This window comes from Mesorhizobium sp. B2-1-8 (assembly GCF_006442545.2).
In the GTDB taxonomy this organism is placed as follows: Bacteria; Pseudomonadota; Alphaproteobacteria; order Rhizobiales; family Rhizobiaceae; genus Mesorhizobium.
Map to the genome: position 1 here is coordinate 5,662,469 of NZ_CP083952.1, position 25,504 is coordinate 5,687,972.

Below are 25,504 nucleotides of genomic sequence, written 5' to 3' on the forward strand. Positions count from 1 at the left end.
AGAGCGGTTTGGTTTCCAGCGGAGGAGTGACACCGGGGCTATGGATGGCTGGGTCCGCCCGGCATGGTCCGGGCGGAGAAAATCACGTCGGTCAATCGACCTGCACGGCGACCACCGCGGCGCAGTCGCCGGCCTTGACTAGGCCAGGGAAATGCCGCGCTGTCAGCATGCCCGACATTTTCGCCCGGATTTCCTGCGGCGCAACGCCGGTGCGGCCGGTGGAATGGATGCGGGCGAGCACCGCGCCTTCTTCGACGGGCTCGCCGAGATCGACCATGGTTTCGATCATGCCGTCGTCCTCGGCGAAGCAGAAGCAATCTCCCGACGGCATGTCCAGCCACTGGGTTTTGCCCGCCTCGACCGCCCCGGCTACGATGCCGGCATGACGCAGCACGTTGAGGATGCCGCGCCGGGCGATCCGCACCGTCTCGGCTCGCGATGTGCCGCCGCCGCCGAGCTCGGTGGTGACGAAGACCTTGCCCATCTCTTCGGCCGCCGTGTCATACATGCCGATCGCATCGATCTCGGTCATGCGCATCGAGAACGGCGCCGAGAATGCCGCCACCGCGGCAAAGGCTTTCTGCTCCAGCGCCTTGTCGGACAGAGTGTGGGCGGCGCAGAACGGCACGAAATCCAGCGTTTTGCCGCCGGAATGGAAGTCGAAGACGATGTCGGCGCGGGGCAGCAACTCGCGTTGGAAGTAATCGGCGATCTTCTGCGTCACCGTGCCGTCCGGCCGGCCGGGAAAGCTGCGGTTCATGTTACCCTTGTCGATCGGCGAGGTGCGCGTGCCGGCCCGAAAAGCCGGATAGTTCATCGCCGGCACGATGATCACCGTGCCGCCGACCTGGCTGGGATCGAGCGTGCGGGCGAGTTCGTAGAGCGCCAGCGGCCCTTCATACTCGTCGCCATGATTGCCGCCGGTCAGCAGCGCTGCCGGCCCCTTGCCGTTGCGGATGACGCAGATCGGGATCATCACCGAGCCCCAGGCCGAGTCGTCGCGGCTATAGGGGAGGCGCAGGAAACCATGCTGGACGCCGTCGCGATCGAAATCGACGGTCGGTGCGATCGGCGACGGGCGAAGACTGGACATCGGGCTCAATCCTTCACCACCAGCTTGCGCGGCACATTGGCCAGGCACTCCACACCGGTTTCGGTGATCAGGATGGACTCGGTAATCTCCAGCCCCATCGTCTCCAGCCACAAACCGGTCATGAAATGGAAAGTCATGCCGGGCTTGAGCTCGGTGCGATCGCCGGGGCGCAGGCTCATCGTGCGTTCGCCCCAGTCGGGCGGATAGGAAATACCGATCGAATAGCCGGTGCGGTTGTCCTTAACGATACCGTATTTCTTCAGCACGGCGAAAAAGGCATTGGCGATGTCCTCGCAGGCATTACCCGGCTTTGCGGCGGCAAGGCCTGCTTCCATGCCTTCCAGCGTCGCTTTCTCGGCATCGAGGAATTCCTGCGTCGGCTTGCCGAGGAAGACGGTGCGCGACAGCGGGCAATGGTACCTGTTGTAGCAGCCGGCGATCTCGAAGAACGTGCCCTCGCCCCGCTTCATCGGCTTGTCGTCCCAGGTCAGATGTGGCGCCGAGGCGTCCGCGCCTGACGGCAGCAGCGGAACGATCGCGGGATAATCGCCGCCGATGCCGTCGACGCCGCGCGTGCCGGCATCATAGATCTCAGCGACCAGATCGCATTTGCGCATGGCGACTTCGATCTTGTCGAAGATGCGCTGGTGCATCGCCTCGACGATGCGGGCGGCCTTGCGCATATAGTCGATCTCGGTCGGGCTCTTCACCGCGCGCTGCCAGTTGACCAGCGCGGTGGCATCGACGAAGCGAGCGTTGGGCAGATGCTTCTGCAAAGAGGCGAAGGCGGCGGCGGAGAACCAGTAATTGTCCATCTCGACGCCGATGGTGAGCTTGCCCCAGCCGCGATCGGTCAGCACGCTGGACAGGAAATCCATCGGATGGCGCTCGGTCGATTGCACATAATGGTCGGCGTAGCCGACGATGTTGTCGTGAGCGAGATAGGCGGTGCGCTTGGCGCCGTTGGCGTCCTGGCCACGGCCGTACCAGACCGGCTCGCCCGACGGCGGCACGATGACCGCCTGATGGACGTAAAACGACCAACCATCATAGCCGGTCAGCCAGGCCATGTTGGAGGGATCGCTGATAACAAGGAGATCGACGCCCTTCGCCTCCATGGCTTTCCGCGTCTTGGCGAGGCGTTCCCCATATTCGCTCCGCGAGAATCTCAAGTTCGGCTGCATTTTGTTGGTCCTCGTTTGTTAGGGCTGGAGCTGTTTCAACTCCGTTGAATCGGGCTCCAGCTAGTTCTTTTTGTCGCAGCATGATCTGCCGGGAAAACCGGTTGCCATTGTTCCGGATCATGCTCCTGCGGCCGGCATCAGCTTTCAAAAATCGTTCCGGCTTTCGCGGCCAGCGCGCGGTCGCGGGCGAGCGTGGCGATCGCCGTATCCTGCACGCCGGTGCCGGTAAGATCGACGATGGTGATGTCGCTGGTCGAGCGCCGGCCGTGCTTCGCGCCGGCGATGATCTGGCCGAGCTCGGTCACATCCGTCTCGGCCGGCATCACGCCCGCCGCGATGGCATGGTGCAGTTCGCCCAGGCGCCGCGTCTGCTTCGCGCTGTCGGCGACATAAAGATCGGCCATGCGCAGGATCGCCGGCGCGATCTCGTTCTTGTGCTCGGCGTCGGACCCCATGGCGGTGATGTGCTGGCCGGCCGAGACAAACCCTGCCTTGATCAGTGGTTCGGTCGACGGCGTGGTGGTGACGATGATGTCGGCGCCGGCAACAGCGTTGGCCGCTTCGGGTTCGGCGCGCACGTCGATGCCGAGCTTTTCGCGCAAGGCGGCCGCGGCAGTCTCCGCCTTGGCGGCATCGCGCGCCCAGATTCGCGCCTGCGTGATCGGCCGCACCAGCATCAGGGCTTCCAGCTGCAGCCCTGCCTGGACGCCGGCACCGAAGATCGCGGCGACGGATGAGTCCGGTCGCGACAAGTGTTTGGCCGCTACGGCTCCGGCGGCAGCGGTGCGAACGTCGGTCAGATAGCCGTTGTCGAGCAGCAAGGCCTCGACCAACCCTGTCTCCGATGACAGCAGCACCATCATGCCGTTCACGCTGGGCAGGCCGAGCTTGGGATTGTCAAAGAAGCCGGGGCTGATCTTGATGGCGAACCCGTCGATACCAGGCACATAGGCGGTCTTCACATCAACCTCGCCGCGATGCTGCGGAATATCGAGCCGCAGGATCGGCGGCATCGCCACCGGCAGCGTGGCAAGCGCGCGGAAGGCATTTTCGACACAGGCGACGGCATCGAGATCGAGCGTCACGATTGTGCGCAGTTCAGCTTCGGTGAGGATTGTCATTCTGCTCATGCGGCGCGCTCCGAAATCGATGGTATCTCCCCGCAGACGACCTTCCTGTGCAGTTCCATGTCGATGTTGCGGCCGGAAAGCAGAACCACCACCGGCCCCTGCACCTTGACCTTGCCGGCGAGCAGCGCGGCGATGCCTACCGCACCTGCTCCTTCGACGATCTCGCGTTCCTGTTCATAGGCATGGCGAATGCCGGCGGCGATTTCGTCCTCACTGAGCAGGATGACATCGTCGAGCAGGTCGCGGCACATGGCGAAGGTCAGCCGGTTGTCGAGGCCGATGCCGCCGCCGAGCGAATCCGCCAGCGTCGGCAGTTCCTCGGCCAAGACAGGGCGGCCCGCATCGAGGCTGGCCTTCATCGCGGCGCCACGTGCCATCGACACGCCGATTATTTTTGTGCCGGAGTTAATGCCTTTGATTGCGGCAGCAACACCGGAGGCCAGTCCGCCACCGGAGAGCTGCACCAGGACGAGAGCGGCATCCGGGACCTGCTCCATCACCTCCAGTCCGAGCGTGCCCTGGCCGGCAATGATGGCCGGATGGTCGAAGGGCGGCAGCATGACAAGCCCCTCCTCCGCCACCAGCCGCTCGACCTCCTGCTGGGCGTCGTCCTGGCTGTTGCCGACAATACGGATTTCCGCGCCGAGGCGGCGGATTTCGTCCAGCTTATTCTTGGGCACCAGTCGAGACATGCAGATCACCGCACGCATGCCCTCCAGCTTGGCCGCGTGGGCAAGCGCGCGGCCATGATTGCCGGTCGATGCCGCAACGACGCCGCGCGCCTTCTCCTCGGCATCAAGCGAAGCGACGGCGTTCGAAGCGCCGCGCAGCTTGAAGCTGCCGGTGGTCTGGCGGTGCTCAAGCTTGAGATGAACCGGGACGTCCAGCCGTTCGGAGAGATTCGCCGAAAGCACGACCGATGTGCGCTCGATCTTGCCGGCAATTCGCTCGCGGGCGGCACGGATATCGCCAAGGGTTACTGTCGCCATGATCGTCAGTCGCGCGACAAGGGCAGCGTCATCAGACGGCCGAATTCGGGATGGGCTGTCTCATCATTGCAAAGGCGCAGACAATTCCAGGCCGTCGCCTGGTTGCTGGTCACCACCGGGCGGCCGGTCGCCTGCTCCATGCCGGAGACCGCGAGCGCGCCGCGCAGTGCTGTGCACGACACGAAAAGCGCATCGGCCTGCGGATGCATTGCCTGGCGTGCGAGATCGACAAGCGTCGCCGGGGCGATGCGCGCCATCTCACGGTCGTCCTCGAAGCCGAGACAAGTGAAGCTTAGGATTTCGAAGCCACGTTCGGCGAAATAGGTCGCCATCGGCCTGGAGGTTTCGGCCGTATAGGGCGTGAGGATGCTGATCCTGCGCACGCCAAACGCATTCAGCCCGCGCACGCCGGCCATTGTTGGTGTCACGACGGGCACGCCTGGCTTGGCGGCCTTGATCGCAGCCTCGACCTCTCCATCGCCAATCACAACCGAGGCCGACGTGCAGGAATAGCAGATGGCGTCGAGCGGCTCATCGGGCAGGATCAAGGCCGCGCCCGCCGTTAGCGCCGGCTGCATCTTGCGCAGATTCTCAGGCGTCGTCGGATTGGCGTAGGGAATGCGGGCGACGTAGACGCCGATCCGTTCGCTCGCCACCATGCGGCGAAAATCCGGCTCGGTCGTATGGTCGGTGGCCAGGATGATCAGGCCGACACGCCGCCTCAGCGGGCGGTCATCGAGCGCTGGCCGGTTGGGTGCCACTTTGATCTCGGGCAAGGGCTTCATCATTTATCTTTCAATCTTGCCGTAGCGGCGTTCCAGCCAGCGCAACAGTACGACCGAAATCAGGCTGATGGCGAGGAAGAAGGCACCGACCAGCGTGATCGGCTCGAGGTAGCGATAATAAGTGTTGGCGACGCTTTTTGCCTGGTTCATCAATTCCAGCACGGTGATCGCCGAGAGCAGCGGCGTCTCCTTGAACATGGCGATGAAGTAGTTGGCCAATGCCGGGATCATCGGCGGAATGGCCTGCGGGATGATGATGTGCGTCCAGGTCTGCCGGGCGCTGAGATTGCAGGCCTTGGCGGCTTCCCATTGGCCACGCGGTACATTGTCGATGCCGGCACGGTAGACTTCCGCCGTGTAAGTGCCGTAGTGCAGGCCGAGCCCGATGACGCCGGCGACCAGCGGCGGCAGCAGGATGCCGATGTCGGGCAGCACATAGAAGATAAAATAGAGCTGCACCAGGAGCGGTGTGCCGCGGATGAATTCGGTCACCCAACCGACGGTGCGCGACACCGCCTTGTTGGGCGAGCGGCGCGCCAGCGCGATCCCCAACCCGACGATCGCCGCCAGCACCGAACCGAGCAGCGTCGCCAGGATGGTGATCTTCACCCCCTGGATCAGCGTCGGCAGGATCTGCCGGACAAAATCCCAATCCCAATCCATCAGCGGGCCCAATTCATCGGGAATGCTTTGGCCATCAGACTCGCACTCCGTCGAGGCCGCGTGCCATGCGGCGTTCCAGCGAGCGCACACCCCATGAGATGAGCAGCGCCAGGATGAAATAGATGACGAGGATGGTGGTGAACGGCACCATGGTGTTGCCCGTCTGGGAGCGCACCACCTGTGCCTGGAAAGTGAGGTCGGCGAGCGAGATCAGCGAGACCACGGATGTCGCCTTGAGCAGCTCGATGGCATTGTTGCCGAAGGTCGGCAGCATCACCAGAAACGCCTGTGGCAGGATGACGTGGCGCATCCCTTGCCAGCGGCCCAGATTGAGCGCGATGCAGGCCTCATGCTGTTCGCGGCCGATCGATTGCACGGCGCCGCGCACCACCTCGGCGGCATAGGCTCCGACATTCAAGCCCAGCGCCAATACGCCGGCCTGCAGCGGAGTCAGTTCGAGACCCAGCAGGGGCAACACGAAATAAGCGAAGAACAGCTGCACGAAGATCGATGTGCCGCGGAAGAATTCGATATAGGCCGTCGCCAAGGCCCGCAGCGCGAAGAAGCGCGACAGGCGCCCCAAGCCGGCGAGAAAGGCCATGATCAGGGCCAGCACGGACCCCATCAGCGTCAGCTCGATGGTGACAAGCGCTCCCTGCAATATCAGGCCGAAATAGCCGGACCACTGGGTCATTGAGTTTCCAACGTTTGTAGTACTGGGGTCCTTCTCCCCATTTACGGGGAAAAGATGCCGGCAGGCAGAAGAGGGGCAGCGCTAGCCCGGCAAACCGGGCGCCGCCCCTCATCCGGCCCTTCGGGCCACCTTCTCCCCGTGAACGGGGAGAAGGCAAAAAGAACGGCTACTTCGCCGCGCAGAGTTTTTCGCGCGTGGTGGACATCGCCGCCGCCGCCGAGAAGCCATAGGGCTCGATGATCTTGGCGAACTCACCCGACTTCTTCATCTTGGCCAGTTCGACATCATAGGCATCACGCAGAGCCTCGTCGCCTTTCTTGAAGGCAGCGCCGTCGCAATAGACCGGCGCGCCCTGCACCGGGGCGATGACTTCGAGGTTCGGATCGGCGGCCTTCTTCATCAAATCATTGATCGACAGCACGGGCAGCGAATAGGCATCGATGCGGCCGTCCTGCACCATCTTCAGGCCGCTCTGGCCGTCCGGCACGACGATGACGCGCTCACGCGGCACGCCGGCGTTGAGCGCCAGCTTCTCCTCGGTGCCGCCGCCCGGCGCGCCGATGGTGGCGGACGTGTCCTTGGCGACATCCTCGTAGCTCTTGAAGCCCTTCGGATTGCCTTTCTTCACCAGCATCGCCTCGGCGTCGCACAGCACCGGTTCCGAATAGGCGACCGCCGCGCAGCGCTCCGGCTTCATGAACAGGCCGGCGGTGACGACGTCGAAGCGGCCAGCCTGCAGGCCGGGGATCATCGCGCCATACTCAGAGATCGAGGCGACGATATCGGCCACTCCGAGTCGCTTGAAGATTTCGCGCGCCACGTCAGGCGCGGCACCAGACACCTTGCCGTCGGCGGCGACCGCCGTATAGGGCGGCTCGTTGGCGATGGCGACGCGTGCGAACCCTTGCGCCTTGAGTTGTTCGAGCTTCTTGTCCGCGGCCGAGCCGATGCTCGACGTCGCAAGCACCGCCGTAATTGCAAGGCCCGCGACGCCGGCCAGAATGCCAAGTTTCTTCATGTTCCCAACTCCTTGTTCTTGTCTTGGTTTGCGTGACTTCAGGACGGCTTAGCCGCCTTTGACATGCGGTCAGACACGGTGTCCGGCCGCGATGATCTTCTTCAGGAACCCTTGCGTGCGTTCCTGTTTGGGATTGCGGAAAATCTCGTCGGGCTTGCCTTCCTCGACTATTCGGCCGCGATCGAAGAACAGCACCCGGTCGGCGAAATCGTGGGCGAAACCCATCTCGTGCGTGACCAGCAGCATGGTCATGTCGGTCTCGGCGCAGAGCCGCCACAAGACGTTGAGCACTTCCTCGACCAGCTCCGGGTCGAGCGCCGACGTCACCTCGTCGAACAGCATGATCTTTGGCTGCAAGGCGAGCGCGCGGGCGATCGCCACGCGCTGCTTCTGGCCGCCGGACAATTGGGCCGGCATCGCCTTCGCCTTGTCGGCCATGCCGACCATCTCGAGCAGTTCCATGGCCCGCTTCTCGGCAGCGGCGCGCGGCGTGCCCTTGGTCAGCATCGGCGCCAGCGTCACATTGTCGATGACGCTCTTGTGGGGAAACAGGTTGAACAGCTGGAAGACCATGCCGGTCTTCTGGCGCATCCGCGCCAGATGGCGCTCATCGGCCGGCAGCAGCTGACCGTTGCGTTCCATATGGTAAAGCTGCTCGCCGTCGATCTGGATATGACCGCCGTCGATGCGCTCCAGCGTCATCAGGATGCGCAGGATCGTCGTCTTGCCTGAGCCGGAGGGGCCGATCAGGGCCAGCTTCTCGCGCGGCATGACCTGCATCGAGAGGCCGTCCAGCACCTTGAAGCTGCCAAAGCTCTTCGAGATGCTGTCGACCTTGATGATGGGTGCGGATGCGGACAAATGAATTTCCCGTGCTGGAGAAGCGTGGTGCTTAACGATGCGGAACGCGCCAAATCATGTCAATTGGGAAAATAATATCATGACAATTATTCTGATTGCGCACATTTTGCAGTCAATCACAGCCGGCTTTTTGGGCATGCCCTCGCCCCGGAACCACCTGACACTTTTGGACGCCATGCTCAGATTGCGAGCAGCAAATGCTCCGGATCGCCAAGCAAGAGCTTGGTGACAACGCCGAGACCGGCGCGCAGTTCCCCCTCGGTGGTCGAACCCAGCGAGATGCGCACCGCCGGATGCCAGGGCGCATCCGAAATGCGGAAGGAGGTGCCCGGCGCAATGGCCACACCCTGCAGCCGGGCCTGGGCGACAAAGCTCTCCTCGGAACGGTCGGCCGGCAGTGGCAGCCAGATATGCAGTCCGTCGCGATGGGCACGGTAGTCGACGCCGGCCAGCACCTCTGCCGCGATGTCCTGCCGCCGCCGCAGCGCCACCCGTTGCCAGTGGACAAGGTCCATCGCGGTGCCGTCGGCCACCCATTTGGTGGCGATCTCCGCAACCATTGGTGTCGCCATCCAGTTCGAGACGAGATGCCGGTTGGCAACGGCCGCGACATAACGATCGGGCGCCGCGAGATAACCTATGCGCAGGCCGGGCACGGTGATCTTGGTGAAGGAGGTGACGTAAAGCGTCCGCTCCGGCGCGAAAGCGGCGACCGGCGGCGGTCGATGCTCGACCAACGGTCCCAGCACATCGTTCTCGATAATGGCGATGTCGTGCTTGCGCGCCACCGCCGCGATCTGCTCGCGGCGCGCCGCATCCATGAGCGTTGCCGTGGGGTTTATGACGGAAGGCTGGACGAACACCGCACGGATGTCGGACAGCCGGCAGGCCTCGTCCAGCGCTTCCGGAACCAGGCCGTTGCCGTCGATCGGCAGGCCTTCGAGGTTGAAGCCGAGATAACGGGCGAGCGGCACCAGCGTGTGATGGCCGATCGCCTCGGTGGCAACGGTGGAACCCGGCGGCGCCACGCTCATCAGCGCCACCGTCATGCCGGCGGTGGCGCCATTTGTCAGGCTGATGTTCTGCGGGGACGCATCGAGGCCGCACAGTTTCAGCCACTCGACCGCCACGGCACGGTGGCGCGGAAACACCATGTTTGGCCGGAACGACAGAGCCGAACTCGACGGCAGGTTTTCGGCGAGCCAGCCCAGTGCCTGCTTCATCCGCTCCAGGTGCATCGGCTCGCAGACCGGCTTCAGAATCGACAGATCGATGACTTCGCCCAGGCGCTCGGGCAGATAAGGCGGCTCCGGCTCGCGGCGCTGCGTCTGGACGAAGCTGCCACGGCCGATCTCGCCCGAAATCAGGCCGCGCCGGATCAATTCCTCGTAGGCACGGCTGACCGTCTGCACCGAGAGCTTCAGATCGTCCGCCAGCCTGCGATGCGTCGGCAGCCGCGCGCCGTTGGCAAGGCGTCCGTCATGGATGGCGCGTGCGAACTGATCGGCCAACGATTGATAGGCTGGCCGCCGGATGAGCGTGGGATCGGGTTGCCACAATGTCATGACTTATTAGAGATCGAAATCAGTGCAATTGACAATCGAAATAATGCGCCGTCATGGTACGATCGACGAAAAAGTGAGCGCTGATGACTGCTGCGAAACTCGACCCTATCGACCTCAAAATCCTGGACGCCATCCAGCGTGACGGACGCATCACCAAGCTGGCGCTGGCCGAGCAGGTCGGGCTGTCGCCGACGCCATGCTGGATGCGGCTGCGCAAGCTGGAAAAAGCCGGCATCGTCTCGGGTTATCACGCCCGGATCGCCATGCGTGTCGTGGCGCCTGTCGCCACCGTGCTGATGGAGGTGACGCTGGCCAGCCACCGCCAGGCCGATTTCGACCGCTTCGAGCGCGTCATCCGCGACATCCCCGAGATCGTCGCCTGCTGGTCGGTGGGTGGCGGCGTCGACTATGTACTGAAGGTGATGGCGCGCGACATCGACGCCTATCAGCGGCTCGTCGACGGCTTGCTCGATCGCGAGATCGGCATCGACCGCTACTTCACCTACATCGTCATCAAGACGGTTAAAGACGATGTCGCGCTGCCGATAGCCGACCTGTTGCCGGCATCGACATAGCGCCGGAGAAATGGGCTGCCCCCTCGGCGCAATAGAGAGATTCTCTCTGCGGCCAGGCGTCCAAAAAGCCTCTCTGTCTGCCAGTGATGGATAGTCTCCCCGCATCAAACCGAACCGGGAGGCTTCGACCATGTCCGCGCATTTTGCCCGCTCGCATCGCCACGAAGCGCTCGACCGGCTCGCCGACCGCCGATTGCTGCGCGAGCTTGCCTATATCGACGGCCATTGGACGGCGAGCGAGGCGGCCGAGAGTTTCGAGGTCACCGATCCGGCGACCGGCACCACCGTCGCCTTCGTCGCAGCACTCGACAGCCGGCAGACGACAAAAGCCATCGACGCCGCTGCGCGCGCCTTTCCGGCGTGGCGGGCGCTGTTGCCGCAGGAGCGCTCGAAAATCCTGCGAAAATGGTTCGAGCTGATTATAGCAGCGAAAGACGACCTGGCCCTGCTGATGACGCTGGAACAGGGCAAGCCGTTGAAGGAGTCGCTCGGCGAGATCGGCTACGCCGCCTCCTTCATCGAATGGTATGCGGAGGAAGCGAAGCGTCTCAACGCCGAGAGCGTCACCAGCCACCTGCCAAACGCGGAAATGATGGTGCGGCGTGAGCCGCTCGGCGTTGTCGGTGTCGTCACGCCGTGGAATTTTCCATCGGCCATGTTGACGCGCAAAGCGGCCGCCGCGCTTGCCGCCGGCTGTACCATCGTTGCGCATCCCTCCTCGGAGACGCCGCTGTCGGCGCTGGCGCTGGCCGAACTTGGCGAACGCGCCGGACTGCCCGCCGGCGTGTTCAACATCGTTACCGGCAAGGCCGCGACGATCGTCGGACGCATGTGCGATGATCCGCGCGTACGCGCCATGAGTTTCACCGGCTCGACCGAAATTGGCCGGCTGATCGCCGCGCAAAGCGCGCCGACGATGAAGCGGCTGGTCATGGAACTCGGCGGCCACGCGCCGCTGATCGTCTTTGCCGATGCCGATATCAACAAAGCGGTGACCATCGCCATCGACGCCAAATTCGCCACCTCGGGCCAGGATTGCCTCGCCGCCAACCGCATCTATGTCCAGCGTCCGCTCTACGACCGCTTCTGCGCCGCTTTCGCCAGACGCATCGAGGCGCTGCGGGCCGGCAACGGCCTTTCCGACGATATCGACATCGGGCCGCTGATGCATGAGCGCGCTGTCAAGAAGGTCGAGGAACAGGTCGCCGACGCCGTAGCCCTTGGAGCGCGCTGCCTCGCCGGCGGCAAGCGGCATCAGGCCGGGCCGCTCTTCTACCAGCCGACACTGCTGGCCGATGTCGCCGACAACGCACTGATCATGCGCGAGGAGACCTTTGGCCCGGTCGCCGCCGTCACACCCTTCGACGACGAGGGCGAAGTCATCGCCCGTGCCAACGCGACCGAATACGGCCTGGTCGCCTATGTCGTGACCGAGAGCGGCGCGCGCCAGCAACGCATGGGCCGCGCGCTCGACTATGGCATGGTCGCCATCAACCGTGTGAAGATCACCGGCGCGCCGATCCCGTTCGGCGGCGTCAAGCAGTCCGGCATCGGCCGCGAAGGCTCGCGCCATGGCCTGGAGGCCTTCACCGATCTCAAATATCTATGCCTCGACGTAGCGTAGGCCACACCGGAATTTTGAAGGAGTAAAAAAATGCTCGACCAGTCCAACGAACTCGCCGCCTGGGATCGCGACCATTTCTTCCATCCCTCGACCCATATGGGCACGCACGCGCGCGGTGAATCGCCGACGCGCATCATGGCCGGTGGCGAAGGCGTCACCGTCTGGGACAACAATGGCAAGAGGAGCATCGACGCCTTCGCCGGTCTCTATTGCGTCAATGTCGGCTATGGCCGCCAGAAGATCGCGGATGCCATCGCGACCCAGGCGAAGAACCTCGCCTACTATCACGCCTATGTCGGGCACGGCACCGAGGCCTCGATCACGCTGGCCAAGATGATCATCGACCGCGCGCCGAAGGGCATGTCGAGGGTCTATTTCGGCCTCTCGGGTTCGGATGCCAACGAAACCAACATCAAGCTGATCTGGTACTACAATAATGTGCTGGGACGCCCGGAGAAGAAGAAGATCATCTCGCGCTGGCGCGGCTATCACGGCTCGGGCGTGATGACGGGCTCGCTGACCGGGCTCGACCTGTTCCACAACGCCTTCGACCTGCCGCGCGCGCCGATCCTGCACACCGAGGCGCCGTACTATTTCCGCCGCGCCGACCGCTCGATGAGCGAAGAGCAGTTCTCGCAGCATTGCGCCGACAAGCTCGAGGAGATGATCCTCGCCGAAGGGCCCGAAACGGTAGCCGCCTTCATCGGCGAGCCGATTCTCGGCACTGGCGGCATCGTGCCGCCGCCCGCCGGCTACTGGGAAAAGATCCAGGCGGTGCTGAAGAAGTATGATGTGCTGCTGGTCGCCGACGAGGTGGTGACGGGCTTCGGCCGGCTGGGCACGATGTTCGGCTCCGACCATTACGGCTTGACGCCCGACCTGATCACCATCGCCAAGGGCCTGACCTCCGCCTACGCGCCGCTGTCGGGCGTCATCGTCGCCGACAAGATGTGGCAGGTGCTGGTGCAGGGCTCCGACAAGCTCGGCTCGCTCGGCCATGGCTGGACCTATTCGGCGCATCCGATCTGCGTCGCCGCCGGGGTCGCCAATCTCGAACTGATCGACGAGATGGACCTGGTGCGGAATGCCGGCGAGACCGGCGCTTATTTCCGTGCCGAACTGGCCAAGGCCGTCGGCGGTCACAAACATGTCGGCGAGGTGCGCGGCGACGGCATGCTGGCGGCAGTGGAATTCGTCAGGGATCGCGACGATCGTGTCTTCTTCGATGCTTCGCTCAAGATCGGGCCGCAGATTGCCACGGCCCTTGCCGCAAGCGGCGTCATCGGTCGCGCCATGCCGCAGGGCGACATCCTCGGCTTCGCGCCGCCGCTATGCCTGACCCGCGAGGAAGCCGACATCGTGGTGGCCAAGACCGCCGATGCCGTGAACAGCGTATTTGCCAATCTCTGAGACCGACCGATGAATGCCATCACCCAAACCCTCCCCGCCACCATGGCCGCCGTGCTGCTCACCGGGCACGGCGGACCGGAAAAGCTCGTCTACCGAACCGATGTCAAAGTGCCTGCCCCCGCTTCAGGTGAAGTGCTCATAAGGGTCAGCGCTTGCGGGATGAACAACACCGATGTCTGGGTGCGTCAGGGCGCCTATGGCACCGAGGAGGATGCGGGCGCGGTGTCGACCTGGCGAAGGCAGGGCAATACGCTGACCTTCCCGCGCATCCAGGGAACCGACACTGTCGGCACCATCGTTGCCGTCGGCGAAGGCGTTTCTCCCGATCGTATCGGCGAACGGGTGATGGTCGATTTCTCCATCTACAACCGTGAGGACGATTCACTCGCCGACATCGACTATATGGGCCATGGCCGCGACGGCGGTTATGCCGAGTATCAGGCTGTGCCGGCCGACAACGCGCATGTCGTCGACACCGACTTGAGCGATATCGAACTCGCGACCTTCTGCTGCGCCTACCTTACCGGCGAACAGATGCTGGAGCGCGCTGGCCTGAAGGCTGGCGAGCGCGTGCTGGTCACCGGGGCCTCGGGCGGCGTCGGTTCCGGCATCGTGCAGCTGGCGCGGGCGCGTGGCGCCATTCCCTATGCCGTCGTCGGCAAGGGCAAGGAACAGGCTGTGCTCGACATCAGCGCCGAGGCCGTCATCACCCGCGGCGTCGCGGACCTGCCGCAAGCCGTGACCGAAGCGACCGGCGGCCAGCCGATCGACGTGGTCGCCGATCTCGTCGGCGGCGCGATCTTCAACGACCTGCTGCGCATCCTGCGGCCCGAGGGCCGCTACACCACTGCCGGCGCGATTGCAGGCCCGGTCGTCCAGCTCGACCTCAGGACCATGTATCTCAAGCAGCTGCAACTGCATGGCTCGAGCCAGGGCACGCGCGCCGATTTCCGCCGCATCGTACGCTACATCGAGGAGGGCAAGATCCGGCCCTTGGTCGGCGGCGTCTACAAGCTCTCCGATTTCCACCACGCGCAAGCCGATTTCGTCGCAAAGGATTTTGTCGGCAAGCTGGTGGTGGTGCCCGACGCTGTCGCGGAGCGATCGGCGTAGTCGCAAAAATCCTGGTCCGGCATGGGTGAAGGACCGCAGCGCACCTTCGCCGCAGTCCGTGCGCTCGTCAGCCCGCTCGACGACGATCGTGACATGAGCGCCGACATGACGCGGGTCGCCCGTATGGTGGCCGTTCCCCGGGACTGAGAGTTCCGGCTTATCGCTGGAAAGGTCCCCTGAGATTGAGGTTCTCGGCCAGAAGGCAGAAGCGGTCGATCAGCCTGACAAGCGCCTCACCCTGTTCGGCGACAATCTTACCGCGCTCGGACTGCGGCGTGTCAGCCAAGATCCTCCACAACCGGCTCTGCCGATCACAGACATCCGCCAATTCAGCGCAGTCGTTGGAGGTCAATTTCAAAAGATGATCCGCAGTCACCGGTCCGATGCCTGGAGGCGTGGTCGCTCCTAGGGAAAGATAGCCTGGCGGCACGGTGCCTTTTGCGTTCACCGCTGTCTTGCGGCAGAGGACATCGAATATCTGGTCGACTGCCTGCTTGGCGCCGGCGACGCGTGAAGGGTGATCCGTGTCGGCCGCAGCATGCGGCAGGAGCTCGAGCCTGGCGCCATGCTTCTCGACCAGGTCGAGATAAGGCAGCATCGGGCCGGACAGGCTGCCGGTCGAGGCATCCCTGAACAGGTCGGCATCGATGGCGGCATGGCGCAGCCGGCCTGTACTCAAAGCTTCATCAAGCGCCTCGATGTCGACAAGCTCGCCGCGATCGTAGTTGACCAGCACCGCGCCGCTTTTCATGCGAGACAAAATGTCCCCGCCGATAAGCCCGGCATTGGCATAGTGGCCGGTCTGCGCATCCTGCTTGCCCAGGCCGACATGAACGCTGAGCACATGGGCGCCCGCAGCCGCGTCGGCCAGGTCCGCCGCATAGGCAAATCCCTCGGCTTCTATCCAGTCCCGATGCCGAGGCCGCGCATGGATCAACACGCGCATGCCGAAGGCGCGGGCAAGCTTGGCCACCTCCCTGCCGATATTGCCGTAGCCGACAATCGCGACCGTCTTGCCTTCGAGCTTTTCGGTGGGGAAATCGCGCAGCTCCCTGCCCGTGTCGAAGGCGCCCCGCGCCACACGGTCGTGAAGCATGCCGACCGGGAGATCCGGCAGCACTTTCAGAATCGCCTTCATCACCATCTGCGCCGTGGCGCGGCTGTTGATGCCTGGCGTGTTCATCAGCACGGCGGTGCCGCCCTCGCCGCTGCCGCCGCCCCATGAGCGCGAGCCCATATTGCCGGTACCGGCGCCGATGCGCACGCCGGCGAGCGGAAAGACGGTCTCGGCCGGCAGGACGGTGGCGGCGGCAATGACGGCGTCATAGCGTCCGTCGCCGGCGGCTTCGATCAGCTCTTCGCGGGTGCTGAGATCCGGCTGGTAGAAAAAATGAACGCGCCCACGTTCGAGAGCGGTCTTGTCGCCAAGTCCGGTCGCATGAAAGCGGCCGCCCTTGGCTTCGATATGGGCACGCACCTCCGAAGGGTCGGGTTTTCCGTCAGCATCGAAGCGCAAGCCGATCAGATCGCAGATCAGAACGGCGTAGGCGCGTTGCGGATCGATCGACTCAACGGCGTGTGTGTCTGTGGTCGCGGTCACGTCGTTCCCTCATGCAGGACGGAAGCCTACTGGTAGAGCAGGCGCTGAATAATCAGAACCTATCCGCCCAGAGAGGCGCGGGGTCGATCACCGGCGGCAGACCAGCGGCGAGTTGCGACACGCTCTTGCCGGTGACCGCACCGCCGATCAGTTCTTGATGGCCATGCTGGAGATGGCACCCGGCACCGCCTTTCAGGTACAGTGCGATGGCGCCATTGGCCCCTTGAACGGGCCAGCCGGACGCGCGTAAAATCGCGCTATCTGATTGAGTCTGCTACATTCGTTCGGGCTAATGTCCGGATTGGTCTGGGTATTTCCTTGCACACGGATGCAACCAGCGCGGCCAAGCGCGGCAAATCATTTGCCCATGTGGCCGAAGCCTCCTGGGGCAAGGGCCTCAGCACCTTGCTGCGCATCGTGCGCATGACGCTGCGCCATCCCTGGCAGGTTGCCATCACCCTCGTCTCGACCTTTGTCGCCGCGACGCTGCAGCTCTTCATTCCGCGCCTCTTGGGCCGCGCTATCGATCAGGCTCAAGGCGTAATGGCGGCGGGTGCCGGCACTGCGGCCGAGCAGGCGCTATGGAATACCGCGCTGACGCTGCTGCTCGTCAGCATCCTGCGCGGCCTCTTCACCATGGCGCAGAACTACTATGGCGAGGCCGTCGGCCATCAGACCGGCTATGAGCTTCGGCTCGCCTTCTACGAGAAGATCCAGCGACTGAGCTTTTCCTTCCACGACAAGGTCCATACGGGCGATCTCATCACGCTCGGGCTGCTCGATCTCGACGGCGTGCGCATGTTCTTTTCCACGGGCATCCTGCGCGTGGTGCTGCTTGGCGTGCTGATCGGCGTCGGCGCCTATCTGTTGATCAGCACCGACCTTGTGCTCGGGTTGTTGAGCCTCAGCTTCGTACCATTCGTCGCCTGGCGCTCCTCGGTGACGCAGCTCCGACTGCGCAGCACCTGGCTGACGCTGCAGGAGCGGCTGTCGGTGCTGAGCCGGGTGATGGATGAGAATCTCGGCGGCATTCGTGTCGTGCGCGCCTTCGCGGCACAGCGGCATGAGCTGGCAAAATTCGACCGCGCCAAACAGGATGCGCTGGACCTCGCCAATGAGCGCGTCGACATCCGCGTCTCCAACACCAGCGCCATGAATTTCTCGTTCCTGGCCGCCATGGGCCTGGTACTCTGGTTCGGCGGCCAGAAGGTGATCGCGGGCCAGATCAGCGTCGGCACGCTGGCCCAGTTCCTCACCTTCATGACCATATTGCAGATGCCGGTGCGCCAGCTCGGCCTGATGGTCAACTCCTTCGCGCGCGCCTCAACCTGCGGCACGCGGCTGTTCGAACTGCTCGATGCGGAGCTCGACATCGAGGACGCGCCCGATGCCAAAGATCTGGTCATAACCGACGGCGTGCTGCGCTTCGACAATGTCGGCTTCCGCTACGAGGGTGCGGGCGAGCGCCCAACGCTTTCCGGCGTTTCCTTCGAAGCCAGGCCTGGCGAGACCGTCGGCATCGTCGGTCCGCCAGGCAGCGGCAAGTCGACCATCGCGCATCTGATCCCACGCTTCTACGACGTGACCTCGGGCGCGATCACCATAGACGGACAGGACATCCGCAAGGTCACGCTGCAATCTTTGCGCAAGGCAGTCGGCGTCGTCCAGCAGGACGCATTCCTGTTCACCACCTCGATCGAGAACAACATCGCCTATGGCAATCCCTGGGCGCGCGAGACCCGCATCGGTCAAGCTGCCGAGTATGCCCAGCTGCACAACTACATCATCGGGCTTCCGGCCGGCTACACCACGGTCGTGGGCGAACGCGGCGCGTCGCTTTCCGGCGGCCAGCGGCAGCGCCTGACCATCGCGCGCAGCCTGATGCTGCGGCCATCGGTGCTTGTCTTCGACGATTCCACCGCGGCCGTCGACGCCGGCACAGAGCAGCGGATCCGGGCGGCGATGAGGCGCTTCGCCAGGGATCGCGTGACGCTCGTCATCTCGCACCGGCTGAGTTCGCTGATGCATGCCGACCAGATCCTGTTCGTCGAGAGCGGCCGCATCGTGGAACGCGGCACGCATGAGGAATTGCTGGCGCTCGGCGGACGCTACCGCGCGCTTTACGACCTGCAGCTGCGGCCGGACGACGATCGGCTCGAGGGAGCCGCCTGATGTCGACGCAGAACGACGACGAGAAGGAAGACAAAAGCGGGCGTCCGACCAAGGCGGTCGTCGGCTCGCATCGCGATGAGGAAGAGGTCTTCGGCAAGGCCTACGATCCGCGCATCGTTAGGCGCATCTGGAGCTTCGTCAGACCCTATCAGGGCCGGATTTTCATCTCGGTCGCCGCCGTGCTGGTGTTCACGCTCACGCAACTGGCGATCCCGCTGGTCATCCGCTACGCCATCGATCACGGCATGGCGCCAGGCAGGCTCGACCGTTCGGTGATGATCTCCGCGATCGTCGCTTTCGCCATGATCATCCTCATCAACTACGCCGCCAGCCATGTCCAGGAGAGCGTCGTCGGCAAGGTGGCCGAGAACGTGCTGTCCGACCTGCGTCGCGCCATGTTCAGTCATTTGCAACGGGTCTCTCTAGGCTTCATGGACAGGACCGAGGTCGGCCGGCTGATGTCGCGCCTGCAGGGCGATGTCAATTCGATGCAGGAATTTCTCGAGACATCCGTGATGTCGGTGGGCGACATCGTGCTGTTGTTCGGCATCGTCACAGTCCTTTTGTGGCTCGATTTCCGGCTCGGGCTGCTGACGCTGTCGACAATGCCGATGCTGTTCATCGTGCGGCTGTTCTGGCTGCCGCGCGCCAAGGTCGCCTTCATGGCCGCCCACGAGACCAACTCCATCGCCAACGGCGCGCTTGCCGAGGGCATCCATGGCGTGCGCACCGTGCAGAGCCTGGAGCGCCAGCACGTCAATTTCGACCTCTATGACGAGAAGGTGCTGGCCAATCTCAACGCCCATCTGCGCTCGGCGAGATACGCGCAGGTGATGGTGCCGATCGTCGACACGCTGACCGGTATCGCCATGGCGACGGTCATCGTCGTCGGCGGGTCGATGGTGCTGTCGCACAGCCTCGACATCGGCGTGATGGTGGCGTTCCTGTTCTACATCCAGCGCTTCTTCGACCCGATCCGCTCGCTCACAATGCAGTACAGCGTCATGCAGCGCGCCATGGCTTCGGGCCAGCGTATCTCCGAAGTGCTCGACGTGCCGGTGGATGTCAGCGACAAGGACGGCGCCATCGCGCTGTCGCGCGACATGGATGGTTCGGTCGAGTTCCGGAACGTCACCTTCGGCTACCGACCGAACCAGCCGGTGCTGAAGAACATCTCCTTCCGCGTCAATCCGGGCGAAACGGTCGCGCTTGTCGGGCCGACCGGGTCAGGCAAATCGAGTTCGATGGCGCTGGTGCACCGCTTTTATGACGTCTGGTCAGGCGAGGTCTTGGTCGGCGGCCATAATGTGCGGAACTTGACGCAGGATTCGCTCGGCGACCAGGTGGCCATGGTGCTGCAGGAGCCGTTCCTGTTCTCCGGCACCGTGCTGGAGAACATCCGCTATCACAAGACCGGCGCCAGCCGCGAAGAAGTGGTGCGCGCCGCCAAGGCCGTCGGTGCGCACGACTTCATCGAGCAATTGCCTGACGGTTACGACTCCGAGCTCGAGCAGCGCGGCGGCAATCTCTCGCTCGGCCAGCGCCAGTTGATCAGTTTCGCGCGGGCGCTGGTGGCCGACGCCAAGATCCTCGTGCTCGACGAAGCCACCGCCAGCATCGATTCCTACACCGAGATGCTGATCCAGAAGGCGCTGATAAAGCTGCTGGAGGGCCGCACCGGACTGGTCATCGCGCATCGCCTGGCCACCATCCGCGGCGCCGACCGCATCATCGTGCTGCAGAATGGCGAGATCGTCGAAAGCGGCAACCATGAACAGCTGATGAAGAGGAAAGGTCTTTACGCCCGCCTCTACAACATGAACTACGCTTCCTTCGACGACATTTCCGAGGAACAGATGGGAATGGACGCTTCGGTCGGCAAAGCGACGTGAGCCGGTGCCGGCAGGGTGCGAACGGACGGATCGCCTGCTGCCTCCGACAGGACCTATTTGGCGGATCGCCTGACGTGGCCGCTGACCTGCACGCCGTCTTCGGCACGCAGGTACAGAAATCCGGGAATGGAGAGCAGCGGGATGATCGCGGTCAGCAGGAACACCTGGTGAAAGCGTTCCGGCGTCAGGACGTGGCTTTCGCCCGCGATCAGGCCCAGCAGCATCGCGGCGATTGAAACGCCGAGCGATACGCTGAGTTGCTGCAGCACACCGCCGAGGCTGGTGGCGCGGCTGAGCTTGTCGGCCGGCAGATCGGCGTAGGACAAGGTGTTGGAAGTCATGAACTGCGCCGAGCGGACGATGCCGAACAGGAAGACATAGAAACCGATCAACCAATGCGGCGTACCGGGCCCCATCAGGGCAAAGCCCGCCACGGTGGCTGAGCCGACGACCGCGCTGCCGATCAGCACGACACCGAAGCCGAAGCGCCGCAGGAGCGGCGACAGCAGCGGCCGCATGAGCAGCGCCCCGAAACTGCCGACGAATGTCAGCGAGCCCGATGTGACCGGGCTCATGCCGAAGCCGACCTGCAGCATCAGCGGCACCAGGAAAGGCACGCCGTTGAGACCGACGCGGCACAGGCCGCCCGCCAGCGTGCCGACCCAGAACGAGCGGAACCGAAACAGCGTCAAGTCGACAGCCGGCGCGACGACGCGGCGCGCATAGCGCCCGAAGGCAAGCAGCAGCAGGAATGCCGCGGCCAGCACCAGCACCGTCGCAGACCCGGGAATGATCGGCCGGCCGATGTTCTCCAGCCCGAACTGCAGGAGCGCCACGCCGACGCCCACCATCAGGAATCCCGGGACATCGAAACGTTGCACCGCCTCGCCATGGAAGTCGTCGACGAAGCGCAGCGCGGCCAGGATCCCCAGGCAGCCGAACGGCACGTTGACATAGAATATCCAGCGCCACGACGCATAGGTGGTGAGCAGGCCGCCCAGCAGCGGCCCGATGATCGGCCCCATGATGGCCGGCAGGGTCGTGTAGGTCATGGCGGTGATCAGGCCGCTGCGCGGAAAGCTGCGCAGCAGGATCAGCCGGCCGACCGGCGTCATCATGGCGCCGCCAAGCCCCTGCAAGGCACGCATCGCCAGCAGCATGCCGAAACTGTCGGCCACGCCGCACAGTGCCGAGCCCAGGGTGAAGGTGAAAAGCGCCAGCGCGAACACCTTGCGCGCGCCGAACCTGTCGGCAAACCAGCCGCTGACGGGAATGAACACGGCGAGCGTCAGGATGTAGGTGGTGATCGCAAGATTCAGCCGGACCGGCGTCGTGCCGAGGCTTTGCGCTATTGCCGGGATCGCGGTGGTGATGATGGTGGAATCGAGCTGCTCCATCAAAAACGCGATGGCGACGATGATCGGGATGATCAGCCTGAGCCTCGGGTCGCGCTCGGTGGCAAATTGAGGCTGTTCCAATGCTCTGGTCAATTCCGTCATGCAGGTGGCTTATAGGCTCTGGCCGACGTGGCGCATCCCGATTCAAAGGCAAGAGTGCCTTACCGGCCAGCCGGGCCTGATCGCAGGCGGTCTTATGATCCGACAAATAGACGAGCGGTAGTCTTTTCCAGATCGCGGGAAGTCAACAAATCTTGACCGGCACCCGAAGTGACGCGGACGAGACACTGCCCGTTTCAGCGAACGGCGTCCCGATTTCGTGAAGGAACATGTGCATCGAGGCGCGCGTTCTTTTCGATATGTCTCGAATGAAAAGGAGACATGCTCATGAGAAAGCCAAGCGTATTTCTCTGTTCGTTGACGTTGGCGACGAGCGCTGTCCCGTTTGCCACAGTCGCCGATGCCGCCGTTGTCAGGCACCACTATGTCCGCGTCACCACCGTCCATAATGGCCATACGCACGCCGCTAACCGCAGACGCGGACACCGTTACGGTTGGGTCGGTAGCGGTTGGATCGCCGACAATTCGACCGACAACAGCGATTGGATGGGCAGCTACTACAATGGCTACGGCAGTTACCGTGGGTATGCCGGCGACTTTTGCGGAACCATCGCATGGACGCTCGAGATATGCAGTCCCCACGGCCCCTGATCCTGACCGCAGGTGAAGCCAACGAAGGTTGCATTTACGCCATTTCGGGGCGTCTTGACGCCTCGCGGATCGCCTTGTGCACGCCGCGCTGCAAATCCATGAAGGCGGGGGTCTCCATCACCTCTTCCCGGCGCGGACGCTCAATGTCGACATTGAAGGTCTGCATGATGCGTCCCGGGCCGATCCCCATGACGACGATGCGATCCGAGAGGTAGACGGCCTCCTCGACGTCATGCGTGACGAAGAGCACGGTGAGACGATGCTCTTCCCAGATCTGGGTCAGGAGCTCCTGCATCTGGTGCCGGGTCAAGGCATCGAGCGCGCCGAAGGGCTCATCCATCAGCAGCATCTTCGGCCGATAGGAGAGCGCGCGCGCGATGGCGACGCGCTGCTTCATGCCGCCCGACAGTTCGGACGGGAAGCGATCGGCACTCTGCGACAGCTTGACGAGGTCGAGATGCTCGAGCGCGATCTCGCGGCAGGCGGCGCGATCATAGCCGGCGGCCTTGAGGGCGAACTCGATGTTCTGCCGCGCCGTCAGCCAGGGAAGCAGCGTATAGGACTGAAAGACGACACCACGATCGAGACCCGGTTGCAGGATCGGCGCGCCATCGATGCTGAGATCACCGGCGTCGAAATCCTGCAGCCCCGCCACGATCGACAGCAACGTGCTCTTGCCGCATCCCGACGTGCCGACGAGGGAGACAAACTCGTTGTCGGCAAGGTCGAGATTGATGTCCCGCAGCACTTGCGTGCACCGCTCGCCGGTGCCGAAGCTCTTGTCGAGACCCGCGATGCGCAATTTTGGAACAGTCATCGGCGGTTCCTCATTGCGAATGGCCTTCCTGCCGGAACAGTACCTTCTCCAATGCCTTCATGACCTGGTCGGTAATGAGGCCAAGCACGCCCAGCAGCAGGATGTAGCCGATGATGGTGTTTGTCTGGAAATAGCGCTGCGATACGGTGATGCGATAGCCGAGGCCGGATGTCGCCGCGACGAGCTCGGCCAGAACCAGCCAGGTCCATGCCCAGCCGAGGCTGATGCGCAGCGTGTCCCAGATGCCCGGCAAGGCGCTGGGCACGACGATGCGCGTCAGGATCTTGCGGTCCGGCAGGCCGAGCGTACGCCCCAGGCCGATAAAGTCGGTAGGAACCCGTTTCACATTGTCCATGACCATCAGCACCTGCTGGAAGAAGGTGCCGATGAAGATGATCAGGAATTTCTGCGTATCGCCGGTACCGGCCCACAGGATGGAGAGCGGCACGAAGGCGACAACCGGCATATAGCGGATGAAATCCACCAGCGGCTCGATGGCCGCCTCCCAGGAGCGGAAACTGCCGATCAGCACGCCGATCGGGATGGACAGTGCCGAGGCGAGAAGAAAGCCGATGGAAATGCGGTACATCGAGGCCCTGAGGTCCAGCCACAAGGTACCGTCGGCCGCGAGCTTGGCGATCTGGGTCGCGACGCTGCCGGGCGACGGCAGGAAGATGGGTTTCACCCATCCCAGCCCGGTCGCCGCCCACCAGGCGAGCCCCAGGCCGACAAAGACGGCCACCGCTATCGCCAGGAAACGCGACCGGGCGATCGGCACGCCGATCCCGGAGGATCGGCGACGCCTCGCCGGTTTTGCGGCGGGCACCGGCGTCGGGCGGGCCAAACCGATTTTCGCGGGAGGCTCCCCGGACATCTGCGCTACCACCGCGATCCGGATCTCGTCATTGCGCCGCCTTGACGAAGGACGGGTCGATCATCTGCTCCGGCGTCACATCGGCCTGAAGCAGCTTGGCATTCTTGGCCGCCGCTTCGACATCGGCGAATGTCTTGGTGGTGAAGTCGCCGGTGAGCGCCGTCTTGTTTTCGGCCAGGGAGTAGTAGCGCACGCCGTCGAAGGCGGTGTTGAGGTCCTTGACGTCGGAACCGACGGCCTTGGCGATGATGGCGCGACCGCCCGAGGTGTCGGCTTTGTAGTCCTTGAGCGCGGCGTCCCAGCTCTTGATCATCGCCAGCACCTGCCCGGGCCGTGACTTGATCACCTCGTCGCGCACAACCAGCACGTCGCTGATCAGGCCGGGATCCTCGCCGGCGGTGAACAGCAGCTTGATGTCCTTGTTCTGCGCCATGGCGACAGTGAGGTACGGCTCGTAGGTGACTGCGACCGGCACCTGGCCCGCGATCAAGGCGCTGCCGGCGTCGGCGGCAGGCATCGGAACCGGCTGGATATCGGCGACCGACATGCCGTTCCTGGCGAGCGCGTATTTGAGCAGGATGTCGCTCGTCGTACCTTCCTCGAAAGCGACCTGCTTGCCCTTGAGATCGGCGATGGAGGTGACGTCCTTGCCGGCGACGATGGCGTCGGCCGTCATGGAGACATCGAGCAGCAGCACGATCTTCACCGGCAGGCCGGCCGCAACCATGCCCATCGCTGTGTGAGTGGCGATGTTGGCGGCGTCGAGCTGGCCGCTTGCGAGCGCGGCGTTGATATCCTTGTCCTCGGCGAAATTGACAATCTGGACGTCCGACAGGCCGTTCGTCTTGAACAGGCCCTTGGCCTCGGCGACATGCCACTGGCCATATCCAAGCCAGGGCTCGATGCCGATCTTGAACGATCCGGCCTCGGGCGTCGTGGGAATGCTCGCATCGGCCGCGTGGGCCGCCGGGGCGGCGGTGAGCCCGACGGCAATGGCCATCACCAATGCACGAAATTGTCCTGCTAGATTGAGCGTCATCTTTCGTTCCCCTTGATGATCAGACCGCTTTTTACCCAGGCATCCGGTCTGGTGAGACTGCGGGGTTCTGCTCTTGCGGCACTGTGCCTCGGCGTCTTGCCCGCCACTTCATGGTTGAAGCGCTGACATATTTCAGCGTCAGCGGCAGCGGATGTCAAGGCGGAAATACATACATGCATATACAAGTTGGGGTGACTCAAATTTTGCATTGATCCGGCGAGTGCCCAGCCCGACTACTCATGCTTTCAGGATCCGATCAGATCGAGAAAAACCGGTCATCCGGTCGGTTTCGCCATCT

General features: G+C 63.7%; 23 protein-coding genes. 8 read left to right on the forward strand and 15 right to left on the reverse strand.

Features of this window, described 5'->3' with window-relative positions; all coding sequences use genetic code 11:
• Positions 1 to 91: 91 nt before the first annotated feature.
• The 10 genes from doeB to FJ970_RS27935 form a co-directional block, all read right to left on the reverse strand.
• Positions 92 to 1,093 carry a N(2)-acetyl-L-2,4-diaminobutanoate deacetylase DoeB gene (doeB, locus tag FJ970_RS27890; RefSeq protein WP_140757777.1) on the reverse strand — a complete coding sequence of 334 codons (1,002 nt, stop codon included), beginning with the start codon at positions 1,091 to 1,093 and terminating at the stop codon, positions 92 to 94.
• A 5-nt stretch (positions 1,094 to 1,098) separates the two neighbouring features.
• On the reverse strand, positions 1,099 to 2,277 hold the full coding sequence (gene doeA / locus FJ970_RS27895) for an ectoine hydrolase DoeA (protein WP_140757778.1): 1,179 nt from the start codon (positions 2,275 to 2,277) through the stop codon (positions 1,099 to 1,101).
• A 137-nt stretch (positions 2,278 to 2,414) separates the two neighbouring features.
• Positions 2,415 to 3,407 carry an ectoine utilization protein EutC gene (gene eutC / locus FJ970_RS27900; RefSeq protein WP_140757779.1) on the reverse strand — a complete coding sequence of 331 codons (993 nt, stop codon included), beginning with the start codon at positions 3,405 to 3,407 and terminating at the stop codon, positions 2,415 to 2,417.
• Positions 3,404 to 4,396: a hydroxyectoine utilization dehydratase EutB gene (gene eutB / locus FJ970_RS27905; protein ID WP_140757780.1), complete on the reverse strand. Its 993-nt coding sequence runs from the start codon at positions 4,394 to 4,396 to the stop codon at positions 3,404 to 3,406. Before eutB ends, eutC begins: the two co-directional genes overlap by 4 nt.
• A 5-nt stretch (positions 4,397 to 4,401) precedes the next feature.
• Positions 4,402 to 5,181: an ectoine utilization protein EutA gene (gene eutA / locus FJ970_RS27910; protein ID WP_140757816.1), complete on the reverse strand. Its 780-nt coding sequence runs from the start codon at positions 5,179 to 5,181 to the stop codon at positions 4,402 to 4,404.
• A gap of 3 nt (positions 5,182 to 5,184) precedes the next feature.
• On the reverse strand, positions 5,185 to 5,844 hold the full coding sequence (gene ehuD, locus FJ970_RS27915; RefSeq protein WP_140757781.1) for an ectoine/hydroxyectoine ABC transporter permease subunit EhuD: 660 nt from the start codon (positions 5,842 to 5,844) through the stop codon (positions 5,185 to 5,187).
• Positions 5,845 to 5,878: 34 nt separating this feature from the next.
• The gene (gene ehuC / locus FJ970_RS27920; protein ID WP_140757782.1) at positions 5,879 to 6,538 is read right to left on the reverse strand and encodes an ectoine/hydroxyectoine ABC transporter permease subunit EhuC; all 660 of its coding nucleotides are present in this window, start codon (positions 6,536 to 6,538) and stop codon (positions 5,879 to 5,881) included.
• 166 nt (positions 6,539 to 6,704) lie between these two features.
• Entirely contained in the window at positions 6,705 to 7,556 is an 852-nt protein-coding gene (gene ehuB, locus FJ970_RS27925; protein WP_140757783.1) for an ectoine/hydroxyectoine ABC transporter substrate-binding protein EhuB, read from the reverse strand.
• Positions 7,557 to 7,625: 69 nt separating this feature from the next.
• A complete protein-coding gene (ehuA, locus tag FJ970_RS27930; protein WP_027145205.1) occupies positions 7,626 to 8,417 on the reverse strand; it encodes an ectoine/hydroxyectoine ABC transporter ATP-binding protein EhuA in 792 nt (263 codons plus the stop codon).
• A 179-nt stretch (positions 8,418 to 8,596) separates the two neighbouring features.
• Positions 8,597 to 9,982, reverse strand: coding sequence for a PLP-dependent aminotransferase family protein (locus tag FJ970_RS27935; protein ID WP_140757784.1), 1,386 nt, complete (start codon positions 9,980 to 9,982; stop codon positions 8,597 to 8,599).
• 83 nt (positions 9,983 to 10,065) lie between these two features.
• Here FJ970_RS27935 and FJ970_RS27940 point away from each other — a divergent pair, with 83 nt between their 5' ends.
• From FJ970_RS27940 to FJ970_RS33710, 5 genes are all read left to right on the forward strand, one after another.
• Positions 10,066 to 10,557, forward strand: coding sequence for an Lrp/AsnC family transcriptional regulator (locus FJ970_RS27940; RefSeq protein ID WP_140757785.1), 492 nt, complete (start codon positions 10,066 to 10,068; stop codon positions 10,555 to 10,557).
• Positions 10,558 to 10,687: 130 nt separating this feature from the next.
• Positions 10,688 to 12,181 carry an NAD-dependent succinate-semialdehyde dehydrogenase gene (locus tag FJ970_RS27945; RefSeq protein ID WP_140757786.1) on the forward strand — a complete coding sequence of 498 codons (1,494 nt, stop codon included), beginning with the start codon at positions 10,688 to 10,690 and terminating at the stop codon, positions 12,179 to 12,181.
• Between the two features lie 30 nt (positions 12,182 to 12,211).
• Positions 12,212 to 13,591 carry an aspartate aminotransferase family protein gene (locus FJ970_RS27950; RefSeq protein ID WP_140757787.1) on the forward strand — a complete coding sequence of 460 codons (1,380 nt, stop codon included), beginning with the start codon at positions 12,212 to 12,214 and terminating at the stop codon, positions 13,589 to 13,591.
• Between the two features lie 9 nt (positions 13,592 to 13,600).
• Positions 13,601 to 14,704 (forward strand): alcohol dehydrogenase family protein, encoded by a 1,104-nt coding sequence (locus FJ970_RS27955; protein WP_140757788.1) that lies wholly within the window; start codon positions 13,601 to 13,603, stop codon positions 14,702 to 14,704.
• A 21-nt stretch (positions 14,705 to 14,725) separates the two neighbouring features.
• Positions 14,726 to 14,851, forward strand: coding sequence for a hypothetical protein (locus FJ970_RS33710; protein ID WP_265336200.1), 126 nt, complete (start codon positions 14,726 to 14,728; stop codon positions 14,849 to 14,851).
• Positions 14,852 to 14,861: 10 nt separating this feature from the next.
• Here FJ970_RS33710 and FJ970_RS27960 read toward each other — a convergent pair whose 3' ends face one another.
• Positions 14,862 to 16,304 (reverse strand): NAD(P)-dependent oxidoreductase, encoded by a 1,443-nt coding sequence (locus FJ970_RS27960; protein WP_140757789.1) that lies wholly within the window; start codon positions 16,302 to 16,304, stop codon positions 14,862 to 14,864.
• A gap of 318 nt (positions 16,305 to 16,622) precedes the next feature.
• Here FJ970_RS27960 and FJ970_RS27965 point away from each other — a divergent pair, with 318 nt between their 5' ends.
• Together FJ970_RS27965 and FJ970_RS27970 are read left to right on the forward strand one after the other, a co-directional pair.
• Complete coding sequence (locus FJ970_RS27965; RefSeq protein WP_140757790.1) at positions 16,623 to 18,476, forward strand: ABC transporter ATP-binding protein; 1,854 nt, start codon at positions 16,623 to 16,625, stop codon at positions 18,474 to 18,476.
• The gene (locus FJ970_RS27970) at positions 18,476 to 20,368 is read left to right on the forward strand and encodes an ABC transporter ATP-binding protein (RefSeq protein WP_140757791.1); all 1,893 of its coding nucleotides are present in this window, start codon (positions 18,476 to 18,478) and stop codon (positions 20,366 to 20,368) included. Before FJ970_RS27965 ends, FJ970_RS27970 begins: the two co-directional genes overlap by 1 nt.
• 53 nt (positions 20,369 to 20,421) lie before the next feature.
• Here FJ970_RS27970 and FJ970_RS27975 read toward each other — a convergent pair whose 3' ends face one another.
• Positions 20,422 to 21,846, reverse strand: coding sequence for a DHA2 family efflux MFS transporter permease subunit (locus tag FJ970_RS27975; protein WP_227791933.1), 1,425 nt, complete (start codon positions 21,844 to 21,846; stop codon positions 20,422 to 20,424).
• 306 nt (positions 21,847 to 22,152) lie between these two features.
• On the opposite strand from FJ970_RS27975, the gene FJ970_RS27980 reads away from it, so the two are divergent.
• Positions 22,153 to 22,476, forward strand: a complete 324-nt coding sequence (locus tag FJ970_RS27980; RefSeq protein ID WP_140757793.1) for a hypothetical protein — start codon at positions 22,153 to 22,155, stop codon at positions 22,474 to 22,476.
• A gap of 34 nt (positions 22,477 to 22,510) precedes the next feature.
• Here the strand turns inward: FJ970_RS27980 and FJ970_RS27985 are convergent, their stop codons facing one another.
• The 3 genes from FJ970_RS27985 to FJ970_RS27995 are packed head-to-tail and all read right to left on the reverse strand — an operon-like array spanning position 22,511 to position 25,206.
• Positions 22,511 to 23,293: an ABC transporter ATP-binding protein gene (locus FJ970_RS27985; protein ID WP_140757794.1), complete on the reverse strand. Its 783-nt coding sequence runs from the start codon at positions 23,291 to 23,293 to the stop codon at positions 22,511 to 22,513.
• A 10-nt stretch (positions 23,294 to 23,303) separates the two neighbouring features.
• Entirely contained in the window at positions 23,304 to 24,167 is an 864-nt protein-coding gene (locus tag FJ970_RS27990; RefSeq protein ID WP_140757795.1) for an ABC transporter permease, read from the reverse strand.
• A 28-nt stretch (positions 24,168 to 24,195) separates the two neighbouring features.
• A complete protein-coding gene (locus tag FJ970_RS27995) occupies positions 24,196 to 25,206 on the reverse strand; it encodes an ABC transporter substrate-binding protein (protein ID WP_140757796.1) in 1,011 nt (336 codons plus the stop codon).
• Positions 25,207 to 25,504 lie beyond the last annotated feature (298 nt).